This window comes from Alishewanella agri BL06 (genome assembly GCF_000272005.1).
GTDB classification, from domain to species: Bacteria; Pseudomonadota; Gammaproteobacteria; order Enterobacterales; family Alteromonadaceae; genus Alishewanella; species Alishewanella agri.
In genome coordinates, this window is sequence record NZ_AKKU01000021.1 from 22,682 (window position 1) to 40,335 (window position 17,654).

18 protein-coding genes are annotated in these 17,654 nt (G+C 50.5%); 12 read left to right on the forward strand and 6 right to left on the reverse strand.

Annotation, left to right across the window (positions count from 1 at the left end; genetic code table 11):
- Position 1: 1 nt before the first annotated feature.
- Entirely contained in the window at positions 2 to 1,024 is a 1,023-nt protein-coding gene (locus tag AGRI_RS11710) for a GGDEF domain-containing protein (RefSeq protein WP_008985146.1), read from the reverse strand.
- A gap of 238 nt (positions 1,025 to 1,262) precedes the next feature.
- Between AGRI_RS11710 and AGRI_RS11715 the strand changes: the two genes are divergently transcribed.
- On the forward strand, positions 1,263 to 2,999 hold the full coding sequence (locus tag AGRI_RS11715; protein WP_008985147.1) for a DUF885 domain-containing protein: 1,737 nt from the start codon (positions 1,263 to 1,265) through the stop codon (positions 2,997 to 2,999).
- 77 nt (positions 3,000 to 3,076) lie between these two features.
- Here AGRI_RS11715 and AGRI_RS11720 read toward each other — a convergent pair whose 3' ends face one another.
- Together AGRI_RS11720 and AGRI_RS11725 are read right to left on the reverse strand one after the other, a co-directional pair.
- Positions 3,077 to 3,319 (reverse strand): hypothetical protein, encoded by a 243-nt coding sequence (locus tag AGRI_RS11720; protein ID WP_008985148.1) that lies wholly within the window; start codon positions 3,317 to 3,319, stop codon positions 3,077 to 3,079.
- A gap of 33 nt (positions 3,320 to 3,352) precedes the next feature.
- Positions 3,353 to 3,811, reverse strand: a complete 459-nt coding sequence (locus tag AGRI_RS11725) for an EVE domain-containing protein (protein ID WP_008985149.1) — start codon at positions 3,809 to 3,811, stop codon at positions 3,353 to 3,355.
- A gap of 63 nt (positions 3,812 to 3,874) precedes the next feature.
- Here AGRI_RS11725 and tesB point away from each other — a divergent pair, with 63 nt between their 5' ends.
- The gene (gene tesB, locus AGRI_RS11730) at positions 3,875 to 4,744 is read left to right on the forward strand and encodes an acyl-CoA thioesterase II (RefSeq protein ID WP_008985150.1); all 870 of its coding nucleotides are present in this window, start codon (positions 3,875 to 3,877) and stop codon (positions 4,742 to 4,744) included.
- On the opposite strand, the gene plsB is transcribed toward tesB, so the two are convergent.
- The gene (gene plsB / locus AGRI_RS11735; RefSeq protein WP_008985151.1) at positions 4,741 to 7,176 is read right to left on the reverse strand and encodes a glycerol-3-phosphate 1-O-acyltransferase PlsB; all 2,436 of its coding nucleotides are present in this window, start codon (positions 7,174 to 7,176) and stop codon (positions 4,741 to 4,743) included. The genes tesB and plsB overlap by 4 nt on opposite strands.
- A gap of 138 nt (positions 7,177 to 7,314) precedes the next feature.
- Between plsB and lexA the strand changes: the two genes are divergently transcribed.
- The 5 genes from lexA (at position 7,315) to AGRI_RS11760 (ending at position 12,551) form a co-directional block, all read left to right on the forward strand.
- Positions 7,315 to 7,935: a transcriptional repressor LexA gene (gene lexA, locus AGRI_RS11740; RefSeq protein ID WP_040291913.1), complete on the forward strand. Its 621-nt coding sequence runs from the start codon at positions 7,315 to 7,317 to the stop codon at positions 7,933 to 7,935.
- 518 nt (positions 7,936 to 8,453) lie between these two features.
- Positions 8,454 to 9,524, forward strand: coding sequence for a cytochrome c oxidase subunit II (gene coxB / locus AGRI_RS11745; protein ID WP_008985153.1), 1,071 nt, complete (start codon positions 8,454 to 8,456; stop codon positions 9,522 to 9,524).
- Positions 9,525 to 9,527: 3 nt separating this feature from the next.
- Complete coding sequence (gene ctaD / locus AGRI_RS11750) at positions 9,528 to 11,108, forward strand: cytochrome c oxidase subunit I (RefSeq protein ID WP_008985154.1); 1,581 nt, start codon at positions 9,528 to 9,530, stop codon at positions 11,106 to 11,108.
- A gap of 8 nt (positions 11,109 to 11,116) precedes the next feature.
- Positions 11,117 to 11,671, forward strand: coding sequence for a cytochrome c oxidase assembly protein (locus AGRI_RS11755; RefSeq protein ID WP_008985155.1), 555 nt, complete (start codon positions 11,117 to 11,119; stop codon positions 11,669 to 11,671).
- A 1-nt stretch (position 11,672) separates the two neighbouring features.
- Positions 11,673 to 12,551, forward strand: coding sequence for a cytochrome c oxidase subunit 3 (locus tag AGRI_RS11760; RefSeq protein WP_008985156.1), 879 nt, complete (start codon positions 11,673 to 11,675; stop codon positions 12,549 to 12,551).
- Between the two features lie 5 nt (positions 12,552 to 12,556).
- Here AGRI_RS11760 and AGRI_RS11765 read toward each other — a convergent pair whose 3' ends face one another.
- Positions 12,557 to 12,766 carry a DUF2909 domain-containing protein gene (locus AGRI_RS11765; RefSeq protein WP_008985157.1) on the reverse strand — a complete coding sequence of 70 codons (210 nt, stop codon included), beginning with the start codon at positions 12,764 to 12,766 and terminating at the stop codon, positions 12,557 to 12,559.
- Between the two features lie 22 nt (positions 12,767 to 12,788).
- On the opposite strand from AGRI_RS11765, the gene AGRI_RS11770 reads away from it, so the two are divergent.
- The 5 genes from AGRI_RS11770 to AGRI_RS11790 are packed head-to-tail and all read left to right on the forward strand — an operon-like array spanning position 12,789 to position 16,555.
- A complete protein-coding gene (locus AGRI_RS11770) occupies positions 12,789 to 13,526 on the forward strand; it encodes an SURF1 family protein (RefSeq protein WP_008985158.1) in 738 nt (245 codons plus the stop codon).
- Positions 13,513 to 14,019, forward strand: a complete 507-nt coding sequence (locus tag AGRI_RS11775; protein WP_008985159.1) for a hypothetical protein — start codon at positions 13,513 to 13,515, stop codon at positions 14,017 to 14,019. Before AGRI_RS11770 ends, AGRI_RS11775 begins: the two co-directional genes overlap by 14 nt.
- Positions 14,016 to 15,008, forward strand: coding sequence for a COX15/CtaA family protein (locus AGRI_RS11780; RefSeq protein WP_008985160.1), 993 nt, complete (start codon positions 14,016 to 14,018; stop codon positions 15,006 to 15,008). Before AGRI_RS11775 ends, AGRI_RS11780 begins: the two co-directional genes overlap by 4 nt.
- A 1-nt stretch (position 15,009) precedes the next feature.
- Positions 15,010 to 15,921 (forward strand): heme o synthase, encoded by a 912-nt coding sequence (gene cyoE, locus AGRI_RS11785; RefSeq protein ID WP_008985161.1) that lies wholly within the window; start codon positions 15,010 to 15,012, stop codon positions 15,919 to 15,921.
- Positions 15,911 to 16,555, forward strand: coding sequence for an SCO family protein (locus AGRI_RS11790; protein WP_008985162.1), 645 nt, complete (start codon positions 15,911 to 15,913; stop codon positions 16,553 to 16,555). The genes cyoE and AGRI_RS11790 overlap by 11 nt, the downstream gene beginning before the upstream one ends.
- On the opposite strand, the gene AGRI_RS11795 is transcribed toward AGRI_RS11790, so the two are convergent.
- Positions 16,552 to 17,559 carry a polysaccharide deacetylase family protein gene (locus tag AGRI_RS11795; RefSeq protein ID WP_008985163.1) on the reverse strand — a complete coding sequence of 336 codons (1,008 nt, stop codon included), beginning with the start codon at positions 17,557 to 17,559 and terminating at the stop codon, positions 16,552 to 16,554. The genes AGRI_RS11790 and AGRI_RS11795 overlap by 4 nt on opposite strands.
- Positions 17,560 to 17,654: the final 95 nt, after the last annotated feature.

A 17,654-nucleotide genomic window follows, 5' to 3' on the forward strand; every position in this document is an offset into this window, starting at 1 on the left:
TTTAAATTGCTGCCAGCATGGCCTCATTCGCAACCTGATTGCGGCCACGCTGTTTAGCCAGCTGTAACACATTATTGGTGCGGGACAGGAATTGGTACCAGTTTTCTGACGCCTGATACAGCGCAACGCCCAGCGAAATGGTAATTTTAGGCAGGCTTTTTTTGTCGCGCGCCGACACAAAGCGCAGTTTTTCGACCCCTTTGCGCACCTGTTCTGCAATTTCAGCTGCGGTTCGAAGATCAACATCAGGCAGTAACAGCAGGAATTCTTCGCCACCGGCACGCACAGGCATACCACTTTCCTGTACGTAGCTACGGACCTTTTTCGCTACTTTGGACAGGATGATATCACCAATAGTTTGGCCATAATCCTGATTAAAGCGGGCAAAGTGATCAAGGTCAACGGCGATCGCAGCGATACGGCGATCGGGTTGTTCGCTTAGCCAGAGCTCCACTTGATTTTGCATGGCAACCCTGTTGTATAAACCGGTGAGGGGATCTTGCAAGCGCTGTTGTTTCAGTTGCTCCAACTCGTCCCGTAACTGATGGCTTTGTTGGTTAGCGACTACCAGCTGCTGGTTAAGTTGCTGCTGTTGTTTACGATAGGCGAGAGTAACCTGCTTTAACTCAGCTAATGCCGGCGGCATCGGCTGGGCGTCTTGTTCCAGCTTAAAAACGGTATGGTCGAGCTGATCGATAAAATTCTCGGTGGCTTCGGCAGCAAGATCGGTATAACCAGACAAACGGCTGACCATGCCAGAAACATCACGAAGCAGCTGCTCTTGTTGCTGCTGCTCAGGTAGCAGGTAGCGGTTATACAGCTCCGCCATAATAAAGTCGTCAAACCTGGCTTTGGCAGCCAGTTTTTGTTCAATGGCTTCACAAAGCTCATTGTTATTACCGCTGATATACTCGTAGCCAACCGTATAATTGGTCGGATGCGCGGCGAGCTGGTTGTGCTTGAGAAAAGCACTAACCTGCGCAGCTTTGTCCAAAGCTTGCTGCAACGAATCCTTATACTTCATACCGGGCAACCAGGCTCCATCAGCGCGATGTTATTATTATTTCGGTTCTATACTACGTGATTAAAGATTACAGGCAATATCTTTTCCAGATAATTTGTCAGAATAGTCTAAATTAACAGCAATACTGCGTTAGCCGTAGCGTGAGAATCACGATAGAGTGCTGATTTTGTGAGGTCCAACGACCTGTATCTTAGGATGGTTAAAGGTACAATCGATAAAAATAACTAAGGAAACCCTGATGCAAAAACTGCAAAAGCCACTTAGCATGCTCGCGGCAGTATTACTGCTGGCAGGCTGTGCCAGCCAATCAACCGCGCCGACGCCCCCAACATTCAGTGAACTCGCGTCTCAGATCTGGCAAGCCGAGACTGCACTGAGAACTCCGGCCGCAGGCACCCTGACGGATATGTCAGCGCCGGCCCTGGCCGCCCGACAGCAACAACGATTGGCGTTACAACAACAATTACTGGCGATTGATCTGACAACGCTGAATGAACAAGACAAGATTAATCATGCGATTCTCAGCTATCGGCTGGCTGATGAAATCGATCAATATCGTTTTAATGGTCATTTAATGCCGTTGACCTCTGAGTCAGGCTTTCATACTTCGCTCGCTTTTAGTTTTCAGCGCAACAATTTGCGTCAGGCAGAGGATTATCAACAGTATTTACAGCGTTTGGCTGCTGTGCCGCAGTACATGGAGCAACAAATTGCGCTGATGCGCGAGGGGCTGGCAAAAGGGATCACTCAGCCACGTATTGTGCTGGAAGGTTTCGAGCAAAGTATCGTGTCTTATATTGCCACCCCGGAACAAAGTGTTTTTTTTCAACCACTGTTACGAAAGTCTGATGCGATCGCCGAGCAGCAGTGGCAGTCATTCCGTCAGCAAGCTGCTGAGTTGATTACACAGGCGGTCAATCCGGCTTATCAGGCGTTTTATGATTTTATGGTGCAGCAATATTTGCCCGGGGCCCGACAGGATATAGCCGCCAGCAATTTGCCAGATGGTGCCGCGTTTTACCAAAACCGCCTGGAGCATTACACCACCTTAAAGCTGACACCGCAGCAGGTGCATGACATCGGCTTGACTGAGGTAAAACGGATCCGTGCTGAGATGCAGCAGGTGATCGATAGTCTGGGTTTTGAAGGTAGCTTTGCGGATTTTGTGCGTTTTTTGCGTGAGGACCCGCGTTTCTATCCGCAATCAGCCGATGAATTACTGCGTTACGCGGCATGGTTGTCGAAGCGGGCTGATGCTCAACTGCCGCGGTTCTTCAATTTGCTGCCCCGCACCCCTTATGGCGTAACCGAAGTCCCGGCTGAGATAGCCCCGAAATATACGACGGGCCGTTATTCTGGCGCCGCCCGGGACGATCAGGCTGGTTATTATTGGGTCAACACCTATGCGTTAAATCGGCGTCCTTTATATGAAATGGAAGCCTTGACGCTGCATGAGGCGGTACCTGGTCATCATTTACAAATCTCACTGGCTCGTGAGCAGGGCGATTTGCCTGATTACCGACGCACTTTTTATACCTCTGCTTTTGGTGAGGGTTGGGGCCTATATGCGGAATACCTGGGCTTAGAGATGGGTTTCTATCAGGACCCTTACAGTAATTTCGGTCGTCTGACTTATGAGATGTGGCGCGCGGCCCGTCTGGTCGTAGATACTGGCATGCATAGTCTGGGGTGGAGTCGGCAGCAGGCCATCGACTTTTTAGCGGAGAATACCGCCTTGTCGATGCATAATGTGCAAACTGAAATTGACCGTTATATTAGTTGGCCAGCGCAAGCTTTGTCCTACAAGCTGGGTGAATTGACGATTCGCCGCTTACGGCAGGAAGCTGAGCAGCAGCTGGGAGACAGGTTCGATGTGCGGGCTTTCCACAATGTGGTGCTGGGTAATGGCAGTGTACCACTGGCAGTACTGGAGCAGCAGGTGCAGCAGTATATCAAACAGGCACAAGCAAATTAACCAAAGCATAACGCCGGCATTTGCCGGCGTTATGTCGCTCCAAACCAGAAAGTCCACAACGGCTGTGGCTGTCACAATCAGTGTCTGAGGACTATCTTAGGCTCGGTATCAATCAGACCATCGTGGTCAATCGCCGCCAACTTGCCATCGTAATCTAACACTGCCAGTTTACCACTGGTCATATTTCTGACAAATCGCAACTGATATCCGTAGCGTTGCAACTCTGCGGCAGAAAACTTCTGCGCTAAATTGAGCTGATTCCAAAAATAATTAAGGTCCTTGTCCGTCTGGCGCCTTTCTTCTACTTGGATTGCTAGCATTTTTGGCTCCGAAACCAAAGGGATCACGGCGAACTACTGTAAGGCCAGTAAGTCGCACCACTGTTGAGCCGTCACTGGCATTACCGATAATCTGCTGCCTTTTTGTACAAGCGGCAACTCTGCCATCTTAGCGGAGCTTTTTATTTTGTCCAGTGTTATCAGGTGAGATAGTTTACTAACGTAAACCAAATCTACTGCCACCCAAGTCGGCTGAGCTACTGTTGCCTTGGCATCGTAATACACACTACGGCTGTCAAATTGACTGGGATCAGCATAAGCTGCTCGTACCACTTTAACAATACCTGCAACACCAAGATGTTTGCAACTGGAATGATAAATCAGTACCTGATCCCCCAGCGCAACGCCGTCCCGCAAGTAATTGCGCGCCTGATAATTGCGCACCCCCTCCCACACTATCGGTTGTTGCGGATTACGCGCAAAATCATCAATACTGCACTCGCTGGGTTCAGTTTTAAATAACCAATAGTTCATTTTGCCAGACTCCATCATTTACGGCAGAATAACAGTTCTTCGGGTGACTAAACAGGCTAGCTTATGAGTCAGGTACTGGCGAATTTATTATCTTTATTAAAATTAGAGACTATCGAGCTGGGTTTGTATCGGGGACAAAGTCAGGATCTGGGCTTTAAAGCCGTATTTGGGGGCCAGGTGATGGGGCAGGCATTGTCGGCGGCAAAAGAAACCTTGCCGGAAGAGCGTAAATTACACTCCTTTCACTCTTATTTTTTACGGCCTGGGGATGCTAGTAAGCCAATTGTCTATGAAGTAGAAGACATCCGCGATGGCAAAAGTTTTAGTACCCGCCGGGTTAGTGCGATTCAGTATGGTAAGCCGATTTTTTACATGACAGCCTCGTTTCAGATTGAAGAGCAGGGCTTTGAGCATCAGTTACCGATGCCACAGGTACCAGGCCCGGATGAGCTGGTGTCCGATTTAGATTTTTATCAGCAGCATGCGGCGCAGATCCCGGAAAAACTCCGCAGTAAATTTATCTGTGAAAAGCCGATCGAAATGCGGCCGGTGGATTTTCAGAATCCTTTCTCACCGGCGGTCAGTGCGCCTAAGCGCTATGTTTGGTTTAAAGCTAACGGCAATATGCCGGACGATCATCGGGTGCATAAATATCTGCTCGCCTATGCCTCTGATTTTAATTTTTTGCCGACGGCGCTGCAGCCGCACGGCCGTTCTTTTATGGCGAAAAATATGCAGGTTGCGACTATCGACCATGCGATGTGGTTTCATCACGATTTCCGCTTTGACGATTGGTTACTTTACGCGGTCGATAGCCCGGCAGCCTCAGGTGGCCGGGGCTTGGTGCAGGGCCAGTTTTTTACCCGTGATGGTAAACTGGTTGCGACTACCATTCAGCAAGGTGTGATTCGCGAGTACCATGAAGGCGGCTAGTCGCGGGGCATAATGCTGTAGATACTCTGTAGCACTTCATTACGCAGTAGCAGATTGACGCTGGTCGCCAGTTTCGACAACTCGGGTGTGGCTCTGACCCGGTTGTCCTGGTCCGGTTGGCTGTAACCTTCCAGTTTTAACGCCTGGCTCAGGGTGGCAAACAGATTCTTGTCGTAATATTCCGGTGCGTTAATGCCATGCAAAGTCAGCAACCGCTGTGCAAGTTGTTGGCTTTGCTGCTCCAGCTCACTGCGCTGCAGTGGTCCATGCGCGTGCAGCAGGTTAAATACCATGGCATAGCGTTGCAAGGTGTGTTCGGCATTATGTGCCAGCAGATCCAGCATAAAGTACTCACGGCTATGTTGCGGCGGCACCAGAAAGCGTTGCTCCTGCTGCTGTAACATTCCAGCCTGCACTAACTGTTGTAACAGTTGTTTGCTGTAGTTGCTAATTGATGGCACATATAAAAACAGTTCATGACGCAGTAAACCATAAAGCTGTTCAACCATCGCCAGTAGCTGTTGTTGTGATTGTTCCTGCTGCCGTAGCACGGCTGAGGCTAACAGCGCCGGGATGATAAACAGATGCAAAATGTTATTACGGTAATAACTCATCTGCACCGCATGTTGCGGGCTCAGGCTCACCAGTTCACCAAAACTGTCTGTGGCTAACTGAATTTTCTGCATCTTGGCGGCATGTGCAATCATTTGGGCTGGCGTTTGCTCTGGCAAACTGACATTCGCGTGATATGGCACCATACGCTGTAAGTTCAAATAGACTTCGAGTTGCCGCTCTAACTCCTGCCGAGTCAAACTTTGCTTGTCACTGGCTAATAAGCACAATGCAATCAGGTTAATGCTGTTTAACGCCGCCGCCTGGTTAATATGACGCATAATCTGCTCTGACAGTTTAGCGACCACCGGATTTAGCCATTGCGGTTTTGGCGCTTCTAACGGGTTAATTTCGGTTTTCCAGTCCGGTGCCTGCTGATTCAGATAATGGTTCAGCGAAATCGGTTCACCAAAATTGACATAGCCATAACCATAATCGCGCAAATTGCGAATGGCTTTCAGCACGCCAAATACCGACTCTTTCTGCTTACCCGAGCCCTGCAATTCGCTGAGGTAAGTATTCACCTCCATAACGTGCTCATAGCCCAGATACACCGGCACCAGGGTGACGGGGCGGTCAATACCGCGCAGCATCGACTGCACGGTCATCGCAAGCATGCCGGTTTTTGGCTGTAACAACCGACCGGTGCGGCTGCGACCGCCCTCAGTGTAGTATTTCACGGCGTAGCCTTTCATAAACAACAGGCTGAGGTATTCGCGAAACACCGCCGAATAAAGCTTATTACCGCTAAAGCTGCGGCGGATAAAAAAGGCGCCTCCGCGGCGAAAAATGGTCCCGGCGGGCCAGAAGTTCAGGTTAATACCGGCGGCGATATGCGGTGGTACCAGACCCTGGTGGTAGATAATGTAGCTTAACAGCAGATAATCCATATGGCTGCGATGGCAGGGTACATACACGATTTCGTGACCTTTCTGCGCCAGATCGCGTAACTTGTCGGCATTGGTAACCTTAATGCCGTAATACAATTTCTGCCACAGCCAGCTGAGAATACGGTCGCCAAAGCGCAGAGTCGAGGTGCGATAGTCGGCAGCGATTTCCTGCAACAGTTTACGTGCTTCCTGTTGCGCTGCCTGATAGCTGATTTTTTTACTACTGGCCTCGTCGGCAATGGCTTGCTTTAACGCCGGTGACGCCAGCAGGGCATTGAATAACTGCGCTCTGCCGATCAGTTTCGGACCCGTTGCGGCCAACCGCTGCCGGTAAAAATGGATCCGCGACATGCGCAGCAATTTGCGGGCAATCTCCTGTTCGGCACCAAACTGCGCCGCCATTTGCTGCAGGTCGACCGGCTTACTTAACCGTACCAGAGTATGGCGGCCAGAAATCAGTACGATTAACAGCTTTGCCAGCCAGTTCGGGGCATGAGCTTCGCCAAGCAACCATTTTATACTGTTTTCTTTCCCCGGCGCCCGTCCCCAGAGGATGGCTGCGGGTATTAACTGCGCCTGCAACTTTGGATTAGCCAGATGAGCGGCCAACAGCTGCTGGCCTTGTTGTAATGCCCGGGTTTTGCCTCGACCGCCAATCAATTGATGCGGCTGTTCCAGAAACAGCGTGCGTGGCAGTGATTGCTCATCCAGCCTGACCCGGCTTAATGGGTCAGGTAAGTCCAGGACGCGGCAAACCCGGCGCAGTGTCGCCAGATCAGAGGCGGACTCAGTATGGCAAATATAGAATAATGGCCGGTCAGTGCAGATCTGCAGCTCATGGATTGGATTATCCGGTACGATTTTAAACTTTACCAGTAGCCGGATCGGCCAACTTAACAGTTTGGTAAACAGCGACAAGCCTGACAACATAACCTTACTGACCTGAAAAAATGGGCGCTAAGAATAGCATAGCTGATCGGTGAGGCAAATTTTGCTGCGGCAGAAAACTTGGCAAGCTGAAAAAGACTGTATATACTCACAGTAAATACTGTATGGGTAGCCAGCATGATTAGACCATTAACGCCACGTCAGGCAGAAATTCTGCAACTGATTAAAGATTATCAAAGTGAAACCGGGATGCCGCCAACCCGCGCTGAGATTGCTGTGCGTCTGGGTTTTAAATCGGCGAATGCCGCCGAAGAGCATTTAAAAGCGTTGGCAAAAAAAGGCGTGATTGCGATGTTGCCCGGTACGTCCAGAGGGATCCGGCTGATTGAAGATGACACTGCACCGGAACAGTTGGGATTACCCTTAATCGGTAAGGTCGCTGCTGGTCAGCCGATTTTAGCGGCAGAACATGTACAGGATCACTATCAGATTGATGCAAACCTGTTTAAGCCGCATGCGGATTTCCTGCTACGGGTGCAAGGGATGAGTATGCAGGATATCGGCATTCTGGATGGTGATTTACTGGCCGTACATAAAACACATCAGGCGCAGCCTGGGCAAGTGATCGTGGCCCGCGTTGATGACGAAGTCACCGTGAAACGTTTTCAGCGCGATGGCCATCAAGTATTGTTGTTACCGGAAAATCCGGATTTTCAGGTGATAAAAGTCGATTTACGGCAGCAGCATTTCGCCGTGGAAGGCCTGGCAGTTGGCGTGATCCGTAACGGCAGCTGGTTATAATTCCACCTGTTCTCAATAAGTTATTTTCCCCAAAGCACTGGTATGACCATTTGGTTTTATCGGTGCTTTTGCATTTTAGGGGTTTACATAATTCAATTCCTGGACAATTCTTAGACGGTAGCTGGTGAAAAAATAACAACAGGTGTGCCACTACTGATTTCAGCGCTAGCCTCGAAATCAACCCAAAAAACAATAACAAGAATAAAATTGCGAAACTTATTTACCCAATAGCATTGACGATGCGGGTAGGCGGCAACTGAATGCATCCTCAGGAACATAGTAGTCCTATGTGACTGGGGTAAGTGAAGGCAGCTAACACCCCCGTATCTTCAAGGAAGAAGGGTATAGCACATAGATTCGGTTGGGTGGGTAGTAAAAAAACCGTGTAGTTCTGTGTACTTAGTTTCTGCAATTTGCTTTGCAAATGACAGAGGAGAAGTACAGTGACAAACGCGCGTTGTCTGCTTTGGTCGCTGCCGACCCTGCTTTTTGCCGCATCGGCAAACGCATCAAAATCCATGCCTTTAAATATGACCAAAGGCGCCACTGAAATCAGTCAGCAGGTTTACGACCTGCATATGACCATATTTTGGATTTGCTGTGTTATCGGTGCTGTGGTGTTTGGGATCATGTTCTGGTCCATCATTCGCCATCGTAAAGCCAGGGGAGTGCAGCCAGCTCAGTTCCATGAGAGCACTAAGGTTGAAATTCTATGGACTGCCATTCCGGTAGTCATCCTGATCGGTATGGCGATTCCCGCGACTAAAACCCTGATTGCGATGGAGGATACCTCTGCGGCAGATGTCACGGTATTGGTGACTGGCTCGCAGTGGAAGTGGCATTACAAATACCTGGAACATGACCTGGAGTATTTCTCACTGCTGGCCACCCCGCGCGAACAAATCGCAAACAAATTAGCGAAAGGTGAAAACTACCTGCTGGAAGTTGACCGGCCGCTGGTGATTCCAACCGGTAAAAAAGTGCGTTTTCTGATGACCTCGGATGATGTGATTCACTCCTGGTGGGTACCTGCCTTTGCCATAAAAAAAGATGCCAATCCTGGCTTTATTAACGAAGCCTGGACCCGGGTCGATGAACCGGGCATTTATCGTGGGCAATGTGCCGAGTTGTGCGGTAAAGACCACGGCTTTATGCCAGTGGTGGTGATTGCCAAGACCCCCGAAGATTATCTGGCATGGGTGGCACAGGAAGAGAGCCGGATCGCTGCCGAAAAAGCGGCCGAGCGCGAATTGCTGGCGATGAATATGGATATGGCGGAGCTGATGGCAACCGGTGAAAAAGTTTATCAAGGTTGGTGTGTCGCTTGCCATCAACCGACTGGTGGTGGCTTACCCGGTATCTTTCCGGCGCTGAAAGGCAGTCAGTTAATTTTGAATGACCGCCAGGCGCACATTGAAATCATCGTCAACGGCAAGGCTGGTACCGCAATGCAGGCTTTTGGCAAACAGCTGAGTTTAAAAGAGTTGGCGGCGGTTATTACTTACACCCGTAACGCTTTTGACAATAACACCGGGGATGCCGTGCAAGCTGCCGATGTCTACGCCGTACAGCAGGGCAAGGGAGAATAACCAATGTCAGCTATTACACATGATCATGACCACGAGCATGACCACAAACCCAGCGGTATAAAACGCTGGCTGTATACTACCAACCATAAAGACATCGGTACCATGTATCTGGTGTTTGCACTGCTGATGTTCTTTATCGGCGGCAGTATGGCGATGGTGATCCGCTTAGAGTTGTTCCAACCTGGTATGCAGTTCGTCGAGCCACAGTTTTTTAACCAGATGACCACAGTACATGGTCTGATAATGGTATTCGGTGCTGTGATGCCGGCCTTTACCGGCCTGGCGAACTGGATGATTCCGATGATGATTGGCGCGCCGGATATGGCGTTGCCACGGATGAATAACTGGAGCTTCTGGATCCTGCCTTTTGCCTTCCTGATCCTGCTGCTGAGTTTATTTATGCCAGGCGGCGGGCCGGACTTCGGCTGGACCTTCTATGCACCACTGTCTACAACCTATAGTAACGACAGCACTGCCTTGTTTGTATTCTCAGTGCATATCATGGGTATTTCGTCGATTATGGGCGCGATTAACGTGATCGTAACCATCTGGAATATGCGGGCACCCGGTATGACCTGGATGAAGATGCCGCTGTTTGTCTGGACCTGGTTTATTACCGCTTTCCTGCTAATTATGGTGATGCCGGTGTTGGCTGGCGCCGTTACCATGGTGCTGACAGACAAGTATTTTGGTACCAGTTTCTTCGATGCCGCCGGTGGTGGCGACCCGGTACTGTTCCAGCATATTTTCTGGTTCTTCGGCCATCCTGAAGTTTACATTATGATTTTGCCGGCCTTTGGGATTGTCTCAGCAATCATCCCTACCTTTGCCCGCAAGCCTCTGTTTGGTTATGCTTCGATGGTGTATGCCACCGCCAGTATTGCCATTCTGTCGTTCCTGGTATGGGCGCACCATATGTTCACTACCGGGATGCCGGTATTTGCCACCCTGTTCTTTATGTACTGTACGATGCTGATCGCAGTGCCGACCGGGGTGAAGGTGTTTAACTGGGTAGCAACGATGTGGCGCGGTGCTATGACCTTTGAAGTGCCGATGATGTTTGCGCTGGCTTTTATTGTGCTCTTTACCATCGGTGGTTTCTCCGGGCTGATGCTGGCGATTACACCGGCAGACTTCCAATATCACGACACCTATTTTGTGGTGGCGCATTTCCACTATGTGCTGGTAACCGGCGCGGTGTTCTCGATTATCGCTGCGGCCTATTACTGGTTGCCGAAATGGACCGGGCATATGTATGACGAGCGCCTCGGACAATTACATTTCTGGTGTTCACTGATTTCGGTCAATCTGCTGTTCTTCCCGATGCACTTTGTCGGTCTGGCTGGTATGCCAAGACGGATCCCGGATTATGCGCTGCAGTTCGCTGACTTTAACGCCTTTATCAGTGTGGGTGGCTTCCTGTTCGGGTTGTCACAACTGATTTTCGTCTGGGTATTGGTGAAATGTGCCCGTGGCGGTGAGAAAGCGACGGCTCAGGTATGGGAAGGTGCCGAAGGTCTGGAGTGGCAGGTGCCATCGCCGGCACCTTATCACACCTTTGAAACGCCACCGGAAGTGAAATAGGAGGCCTTATGCAGTTACATCGGACCCTGGTAACGAAATTACTGTTGGTTACGGCGCTGATGTTCGGTTTTGGCTTTGCGCTGGTACCACTGTATGACGTGTTCTGTGAGGTAACCGGGATCAACGGTAAAACGTCAAATGTGCCGGCAACGGCACTGGTTGATGGTGTTGATACCAGCCGTGAAATTACTATCGAATTTCTGGCGCGGCCGAATAAGGATATGCCGTGGATTTTTAAACCGGAGATCCGTCGTCTGACGGTGCATCCGGGAGAAGTTCATGTGATGAATTATTTTGCTGAGAATCCGACCGCGCAGATGATCGTGGGCCAGGCGGTACCTTCAGTATCGCCTGGGCAAGCCGCACTGTACCTGCATAAGATTGAATGTTTCTGTTTTACCCAGCAGCAACTGGCAGCCGGCCGTAATATGCTGATGCCAGTGCAGTTTTACGTTGACCCGGCGCTGCCTGCCCAATTCAGCACTATTACGCTGAACTATACGCTGTACGATGTGACCGCGAATTGGCAGGGCAACGCCGCTACCGAAAATCTTGGGGAATAAGATGAGTAAAACGTACGAAAGATATTATGTGCCGGCACAAAGCCCCTGGCCGATTGTCGGCGCCATTGCTCTGTTTTGCATTGCTTTTGGTGCGGGTCACCTCGTTATTGATATGAGCAAGCAACAAAGCGGTTTTGGCGGTTGGTTACTACTGGCTGGCTTTGCCATTTTAGTTTTTATGTTAGTCGGCTGGTTCAGAAACATCATTGAGGAATCGATGTCGGGTCTGTACAGCAGTCAGATGGACCGGTCATTCCGTCAGGGGATGAGCTGGTTTATCGTGTCGGAAGTGATGTTCTTTATGGCGTTTTTCGGCGCACTGTTTTATGGCCGGGTGATCGCGATGGAATGGCTGGGCGGGGCCAGTAATAATGCCATGACTTTCGCCATCCTGTGGCCGGATTTCGAACCGGTATGGCCACTGGTGAAAACCCCGGGTGGTATTGAGACCCAGGCGATGCCGGCTTGGGGCTTACCGGCGATTAATACCGCTATCCTGCTGATTTCCTCTGTCACTCTGCACTTTGCTCACACGGGTTTGGAACAGAACAAGCGCGGGCAGCTAAAAGGCATGTTGTTTCTGACTTTAGTGCTTGGCGTGATCTTCCTGTGCCTGCAAGGCTACGAATATGTGCATGCCTACCGTGACCTGGGGCTGCGGCTTGACTCGGGTTTCTATGGCAACACCTTCTATCTGCTAACGGGTTTTCACGGTTTGCACGTGACCCTGGGGGCGCTAATCTTGTTCTTTGTGTTCCTACGGGTATTAAAAGGCCACTTTACGCCTGAAAAGCACTTTGCGTTTCAGGCGGGTGCCTGGTACTGGCACTTTGTTGATGTGGTTTGGCTGTGCCTGTTTGTGTTTGTTTATGTGCTTTAAATCTTTTAGTAAGGCCGTGGGTTGGGCGTAATCAAGCCCAGCGCCATGGCCACTAAAATCAGCACCAAAATCACCGCCGAGTACAACACACGGCGACCAAGAAAATGAGACATGGGCAAGGTGCTGTCTTGCTGCCGCAGCATCGCCACCCCCGCCCTGACCAGGTTAATGACGATAAAGAGCAGTAGTGCGCAAATAATGATTTTAATAAGCATAAGGTACTCCGGAGTCTGACTGATGCAGTTTAAGTTGTTCGGTCAATTATTTAAGGTTAATCGGGTCTGGCTATTAATTACTCTGACCGCTTTTGCCATTTTGATCAAGTTGTCCCATTGGCAGTGGCAGCGGGCTGCCGAAAAATCGCTGCAATTGCAGCAGATCGCTGCTATTCAGCAACAGGGTGCGCTCAGTGGTCATCAACTGTTGGCGCAGGGAGCCGCTCAACTGGATGGCGCCATGCTGGTGGATACCGCTTACTGGCTGCCACCCTATATTTGGTTGCTGGATAATCAAATCCTTAATGGCCGGGTTGGCTATGATGTGATAATACCGATGCAGTTTGCTGACAACAGTACACTGGTATTGGTTAACCTCGGCTGGCTGGCTGCCGGCGACAGCCGCCAGCTGTTGCCGGAGCCGCAGATCCCCGCGCAGCTTGAACTTGAAGCCCTGGTACGCAGTGAGCCGGCCAACACCTTATTGCTTGGCCAGAATCTGGAGGGCAGCAGCAGTTACCCGATGCGGATGCAGCAAATTGACTATGCTCTGCTGCAGCAACAATTACCCTTGTCTCTGTATCCGGCCGTGCTGTATCAGCAGCGAGCCTCTGATTTTATGCCACATTACCAGCCAGTGGTGATGCCGCCACAAAAACATCGTGGTTACGCCTTACAGTGGTTTGGTTTAGCTGTCGCCGTATTAATGGTCGCGCTGGCGGCCAGTTGGCACCGGGAGAATGAAAATGAACAAGAATAAATTTCTGCTGTTGTTTGTATTGTGTTGCGCCTTGCCGTTAGTGCTGGCGAAACTGGTGCTGGAGTTTGGCTGGTTTAATGCCGGTTCTTCCAGTCGCGGTGCTTGGTTAACTGAAGAAGTGTATTTACTGCCCGATGCCAGCAAGGTACCAAAACACTGGCGTATTGTCGTGGTGGCTGAAGACTGCAGTCAGCCTTGTCAGCAGGCATTGCATACGGTGAAGCAGCTTTATGTCGGGTTGGGACGCAAACAAACTCAGGTGCAGCCAGTCTATCTGGGGGCGACCAGCCTGGCGGATTATCCGATGTTTACCCAGCCGAAGCCGTTAACTAGCCTGACAACTTTGCAGCAAAAAATTGTGCTGGTTGACCAGCGTGGCCTGGCGTTACTGACTTACCCGTTGCCGGAGCAGGCTGCCCAGATGGCCGATACGGCTAAAGCGATCCGTGCCGATTTAATGAAACTGATGAACTACGATAGGACCAGCGTATGACACTACAAAAAAAATTAATCACGCTGACGTTAGTCTGGACCATGCTGGTGATTATTCTGGGAGCCTATACCCGGTTAACCGATGCGGGTTTAGGGTGCCCGGACTGGCCAGGTTGCTATGGTTTTCTGAAGGTGCCGCATAAGCCGGAGAAAATGCAAATTGCCGCCGAGCGCTTTCCGGAGCGGCCGCTGGAGCACGCCAAAGCCTGGAATGAGATGATTCACCGTTATCTGGCCGGTACCCTGGGTCTGTTGATTGCAGCCCTGGCCGTAATGCACTGGCGGCGGCAACAAAGTGGCCGCTTGTTACCAAGCGCTTTATTGTTAATTGTGATCTTTCAGGCCACGCTGGGGGCCTGGACCGTGACCATGGGCTTATTGCCGATCGTGGTGCTGGCACACCTGATGTTTGGCTTTACGTTATTCAGTTTGCTGGCGCTATACTGGCTGCAGCAAAGGCCGGCCTGGCGCAGTCAGGATCAGCGCTTAAAACCCCTATTACCGCTGGCACTGCTCAGCTTATTGGTCGTCACCTTACAAATTGCTCTGGGCGGTTGGACCGCCGCCAATTATGCAGCCCTGGCCTGTATTGATTTACCGTTTTGTGAAGCGGGTTGGAGTAACCGGCTGGCTTTTACCGAAGCCTTTGATTTACATCTGGGGCATGATGATTATGAATATGGCGTGATGTCGCAGGATGCACGGGCGACGATCCATGTGCTGCACCGCTTGGGTGCCATCGTCACCACTCTGGTAGTGGCCAGCTTTGCCTGGCGGCTTTACCGGCAGGCGCAAGAGCAACTGATGCGTCGTTTGGCGCTGGCGTTAGCAGCGGTGTTGGCATTACAACTGACGCTGGGTTTACTCAATATCGTGCTGCACTTACCTTTACTAAATGCCGTGGCACATAACTTTGTTGGTGCGAATTTACTGATGCTTTCGGTGGTAATTTGCTACCAGATCGCTTACCCCAAGCCGCAGGAGGCATAAGATGGCAACCGCAATTTTAACAGGACAGTTTAGCCGGCGCTGGCGTGATTACCTGGAGTTAACCAAGCCAAAGGTGGTCGCGTTATTAGTACTAACGGCCTGGGTGGGCATGGTGTTAGCGAGTGAACAATTAGCGGATTGGTCGTTGCTACTGAGTGCGACTATTGGCATTGGCCTGCTTTCTGCAGCGGCGGCGGCGTTAAATCATGTTGTCGATCAACAGATTGATGCCAAAATGGCGCGCACCCATAGCCGGCCGGTAGCGCGGGGTCGCATTAGCAGTAAGCAAGCGATTATTTTTGCGACGAGTCTGGCCGCCTCGGGCTTTACCTTGCTGTACCTGGCGGTAAATCCACTGACTGCCTGGTTAACGCTACTGAGCTTATTTGGTTATGCCGTGGTCTACACCATGTTTCTGAAGCGGGCTACGCCACAAAATATCGTGATCGGTGGTTTAGCAGGTGCCATGCCGCCCTTATTGGGTTGGACTGCCGTAACCGGTGAGTTGCATGGCTATGCGTTGTTATTAGTGATGATTATTTTTACCTGGACACCGCCGCATTTCTGGGCGTTAGCGATTCACCGGCGGGATGATTATGCCAGGGTGAATATGCCAATGTTACCGGTCACCCATGGTATTGAATTTACCAAGAGCGCTATCTTGTTGTATACCTTGTTATTATGCCTGGTATGCTTGTTACCTTATATCGTGGGTATGACCGGAGCTATCTATTTGCTGGGAAGTACTTTGCTGAATCTGCGGTTTTTGCAATATGCCTGGAAACTGAAGTTTGCCGCCGGACCAGAGACAGCAATGGCAACCTTTAAGTTTTCTATTCTGCATTTAATGGTACTCTTCCTGCTACTACTGGTCGACCATTACTTTAAGGTGTTAGCTCTGTATGTGGCGTAAGTTGATTTATCTGTTATTGGCGGTAGTAGCAATATTGGCAGGGAGTTTTAGCTATCTGTTATGGCAAAAGCCGGCCGAGCCAGCAATGGCGCTGGTGTATCCGCAGGCCCGTAATCTGCTTGAGTTTCAATTGATCGATCAACACGGTCAGCAAGTCGGGCGTGAACAGTTATATCAACAGTGGACACTGGCGTTTGTTGGTTATACCTATTGCCCGGATATCTGCCCGCTGACATTGGCTAAATTGGCCGGGGTACAGCCTGAACTGGCGGCCATGGTTAGGGAGCCGTTAAAGATATGGTTTATTTCTGTCGATCCGCAGCGGGATACACCAGAGCAAATCAATAATTATGTTAATTATTTTCAGCAACCGGCGGTACTGGGTCTGACCGCAGGTCATGATCAGCTATTTCCTTTTGTACGGCAACTCGGTTTGATGTATGCCCTCAATACTAATGCTGAGGGCAACTATCTGGTTGATCACAGTGCGTCAGTGGTGTTGATAAACCCGCAAGGCCAAATTGCAGCGATGTTTAAACCGGATATCGCGGTCGGCCAGGTGCCGGTGATTGATACCGAACAGCTGCTGGCCGATTTTCCGCTGGTGCTGGTGCAGTTAGGCTATCAACCCTAATTTAACCAGGGCTGGGAATACCAGTAAAAGTAACCTTTTTTGCTAAGCGAGGGCGCGGTGCAATTGTAGCGGCTGCGTCCGCGATTCAGCGCTTTACTGGCTTTCACTTCAAAAGTATTGTCATTTAACCAGACCGGCTCCAAGACCTCAGCGCCGGCGAAACAACGTAATTGTTGTTTACGGAAATCGGTGATATCAAGTTGCAGGCGTAAGGTTGGCGGGTTGGCGCTAATCACCTGGTCAGCTGCTAGATAATCCGTGATCGGGAAGGCCAAAGTCCTTAGCTTTTGTGCCAGATCTTTTAAATCGGCATACTGACCGGCCGCTGGATAGCGCGGGATACGGGTCAGTTTGGTTAAAGGCCCAATGGCGCCGGACTGCTGGCCGATACCAATAAAGCCTAACTCTTGTACCAGCTGCTCCAGCTTGGCGCTAAATTCGCCATAGGGGTAAGCCAGCCACTGATGATTTTGGCCCGTCTCTTCTTTGATCCGTCGTTCGGCATCCAGAATACTTTGCCGCATCCGCTTTAACCAGTCCGCTTCGGACTCACCAGGCTCAGGTCGGGCCATATGCTCGTGCCACATCGCATGATTAGCGACCAGCACGCCATCTTCAGACATTTGTTTGATTTGTTGCCAGTTCATTACCGGGCCGGTACCTTTATCAATGTCACCCGGGCTGATAAAGATGGTGTACGGATAACCGAACTCCTGCAGGATCGGATGGGCGGTTGTAAAATTATTTTCGTAGCTGTCATCAAAGGTAATGACGACTGCATTATCCGCAATCGGTTTGCCACTTTTGAGCTGGTCTATCAGGACGTCGAGGCCTATGACCTGGAAATGATTATCACGCAGATACTGCAGATGACCACGAAACTCTGCAGCGGTTACGGAGCTGACTCTTGGCGTATCCTCTGCCACGTGGTGATAAATTAACATCACAGCCGCTGACGCAGGCAGACTTAATAATAGTAAACAGCAGAGCAGTAACACGCGCATAAGCTAACCCCGGAATTGCGTTTGATTACACCTCTGACCGGTAACTTAGTCAGAGGTGCAGTTTATCGGGGCAGTTATAGCATAAAAGCAGGATG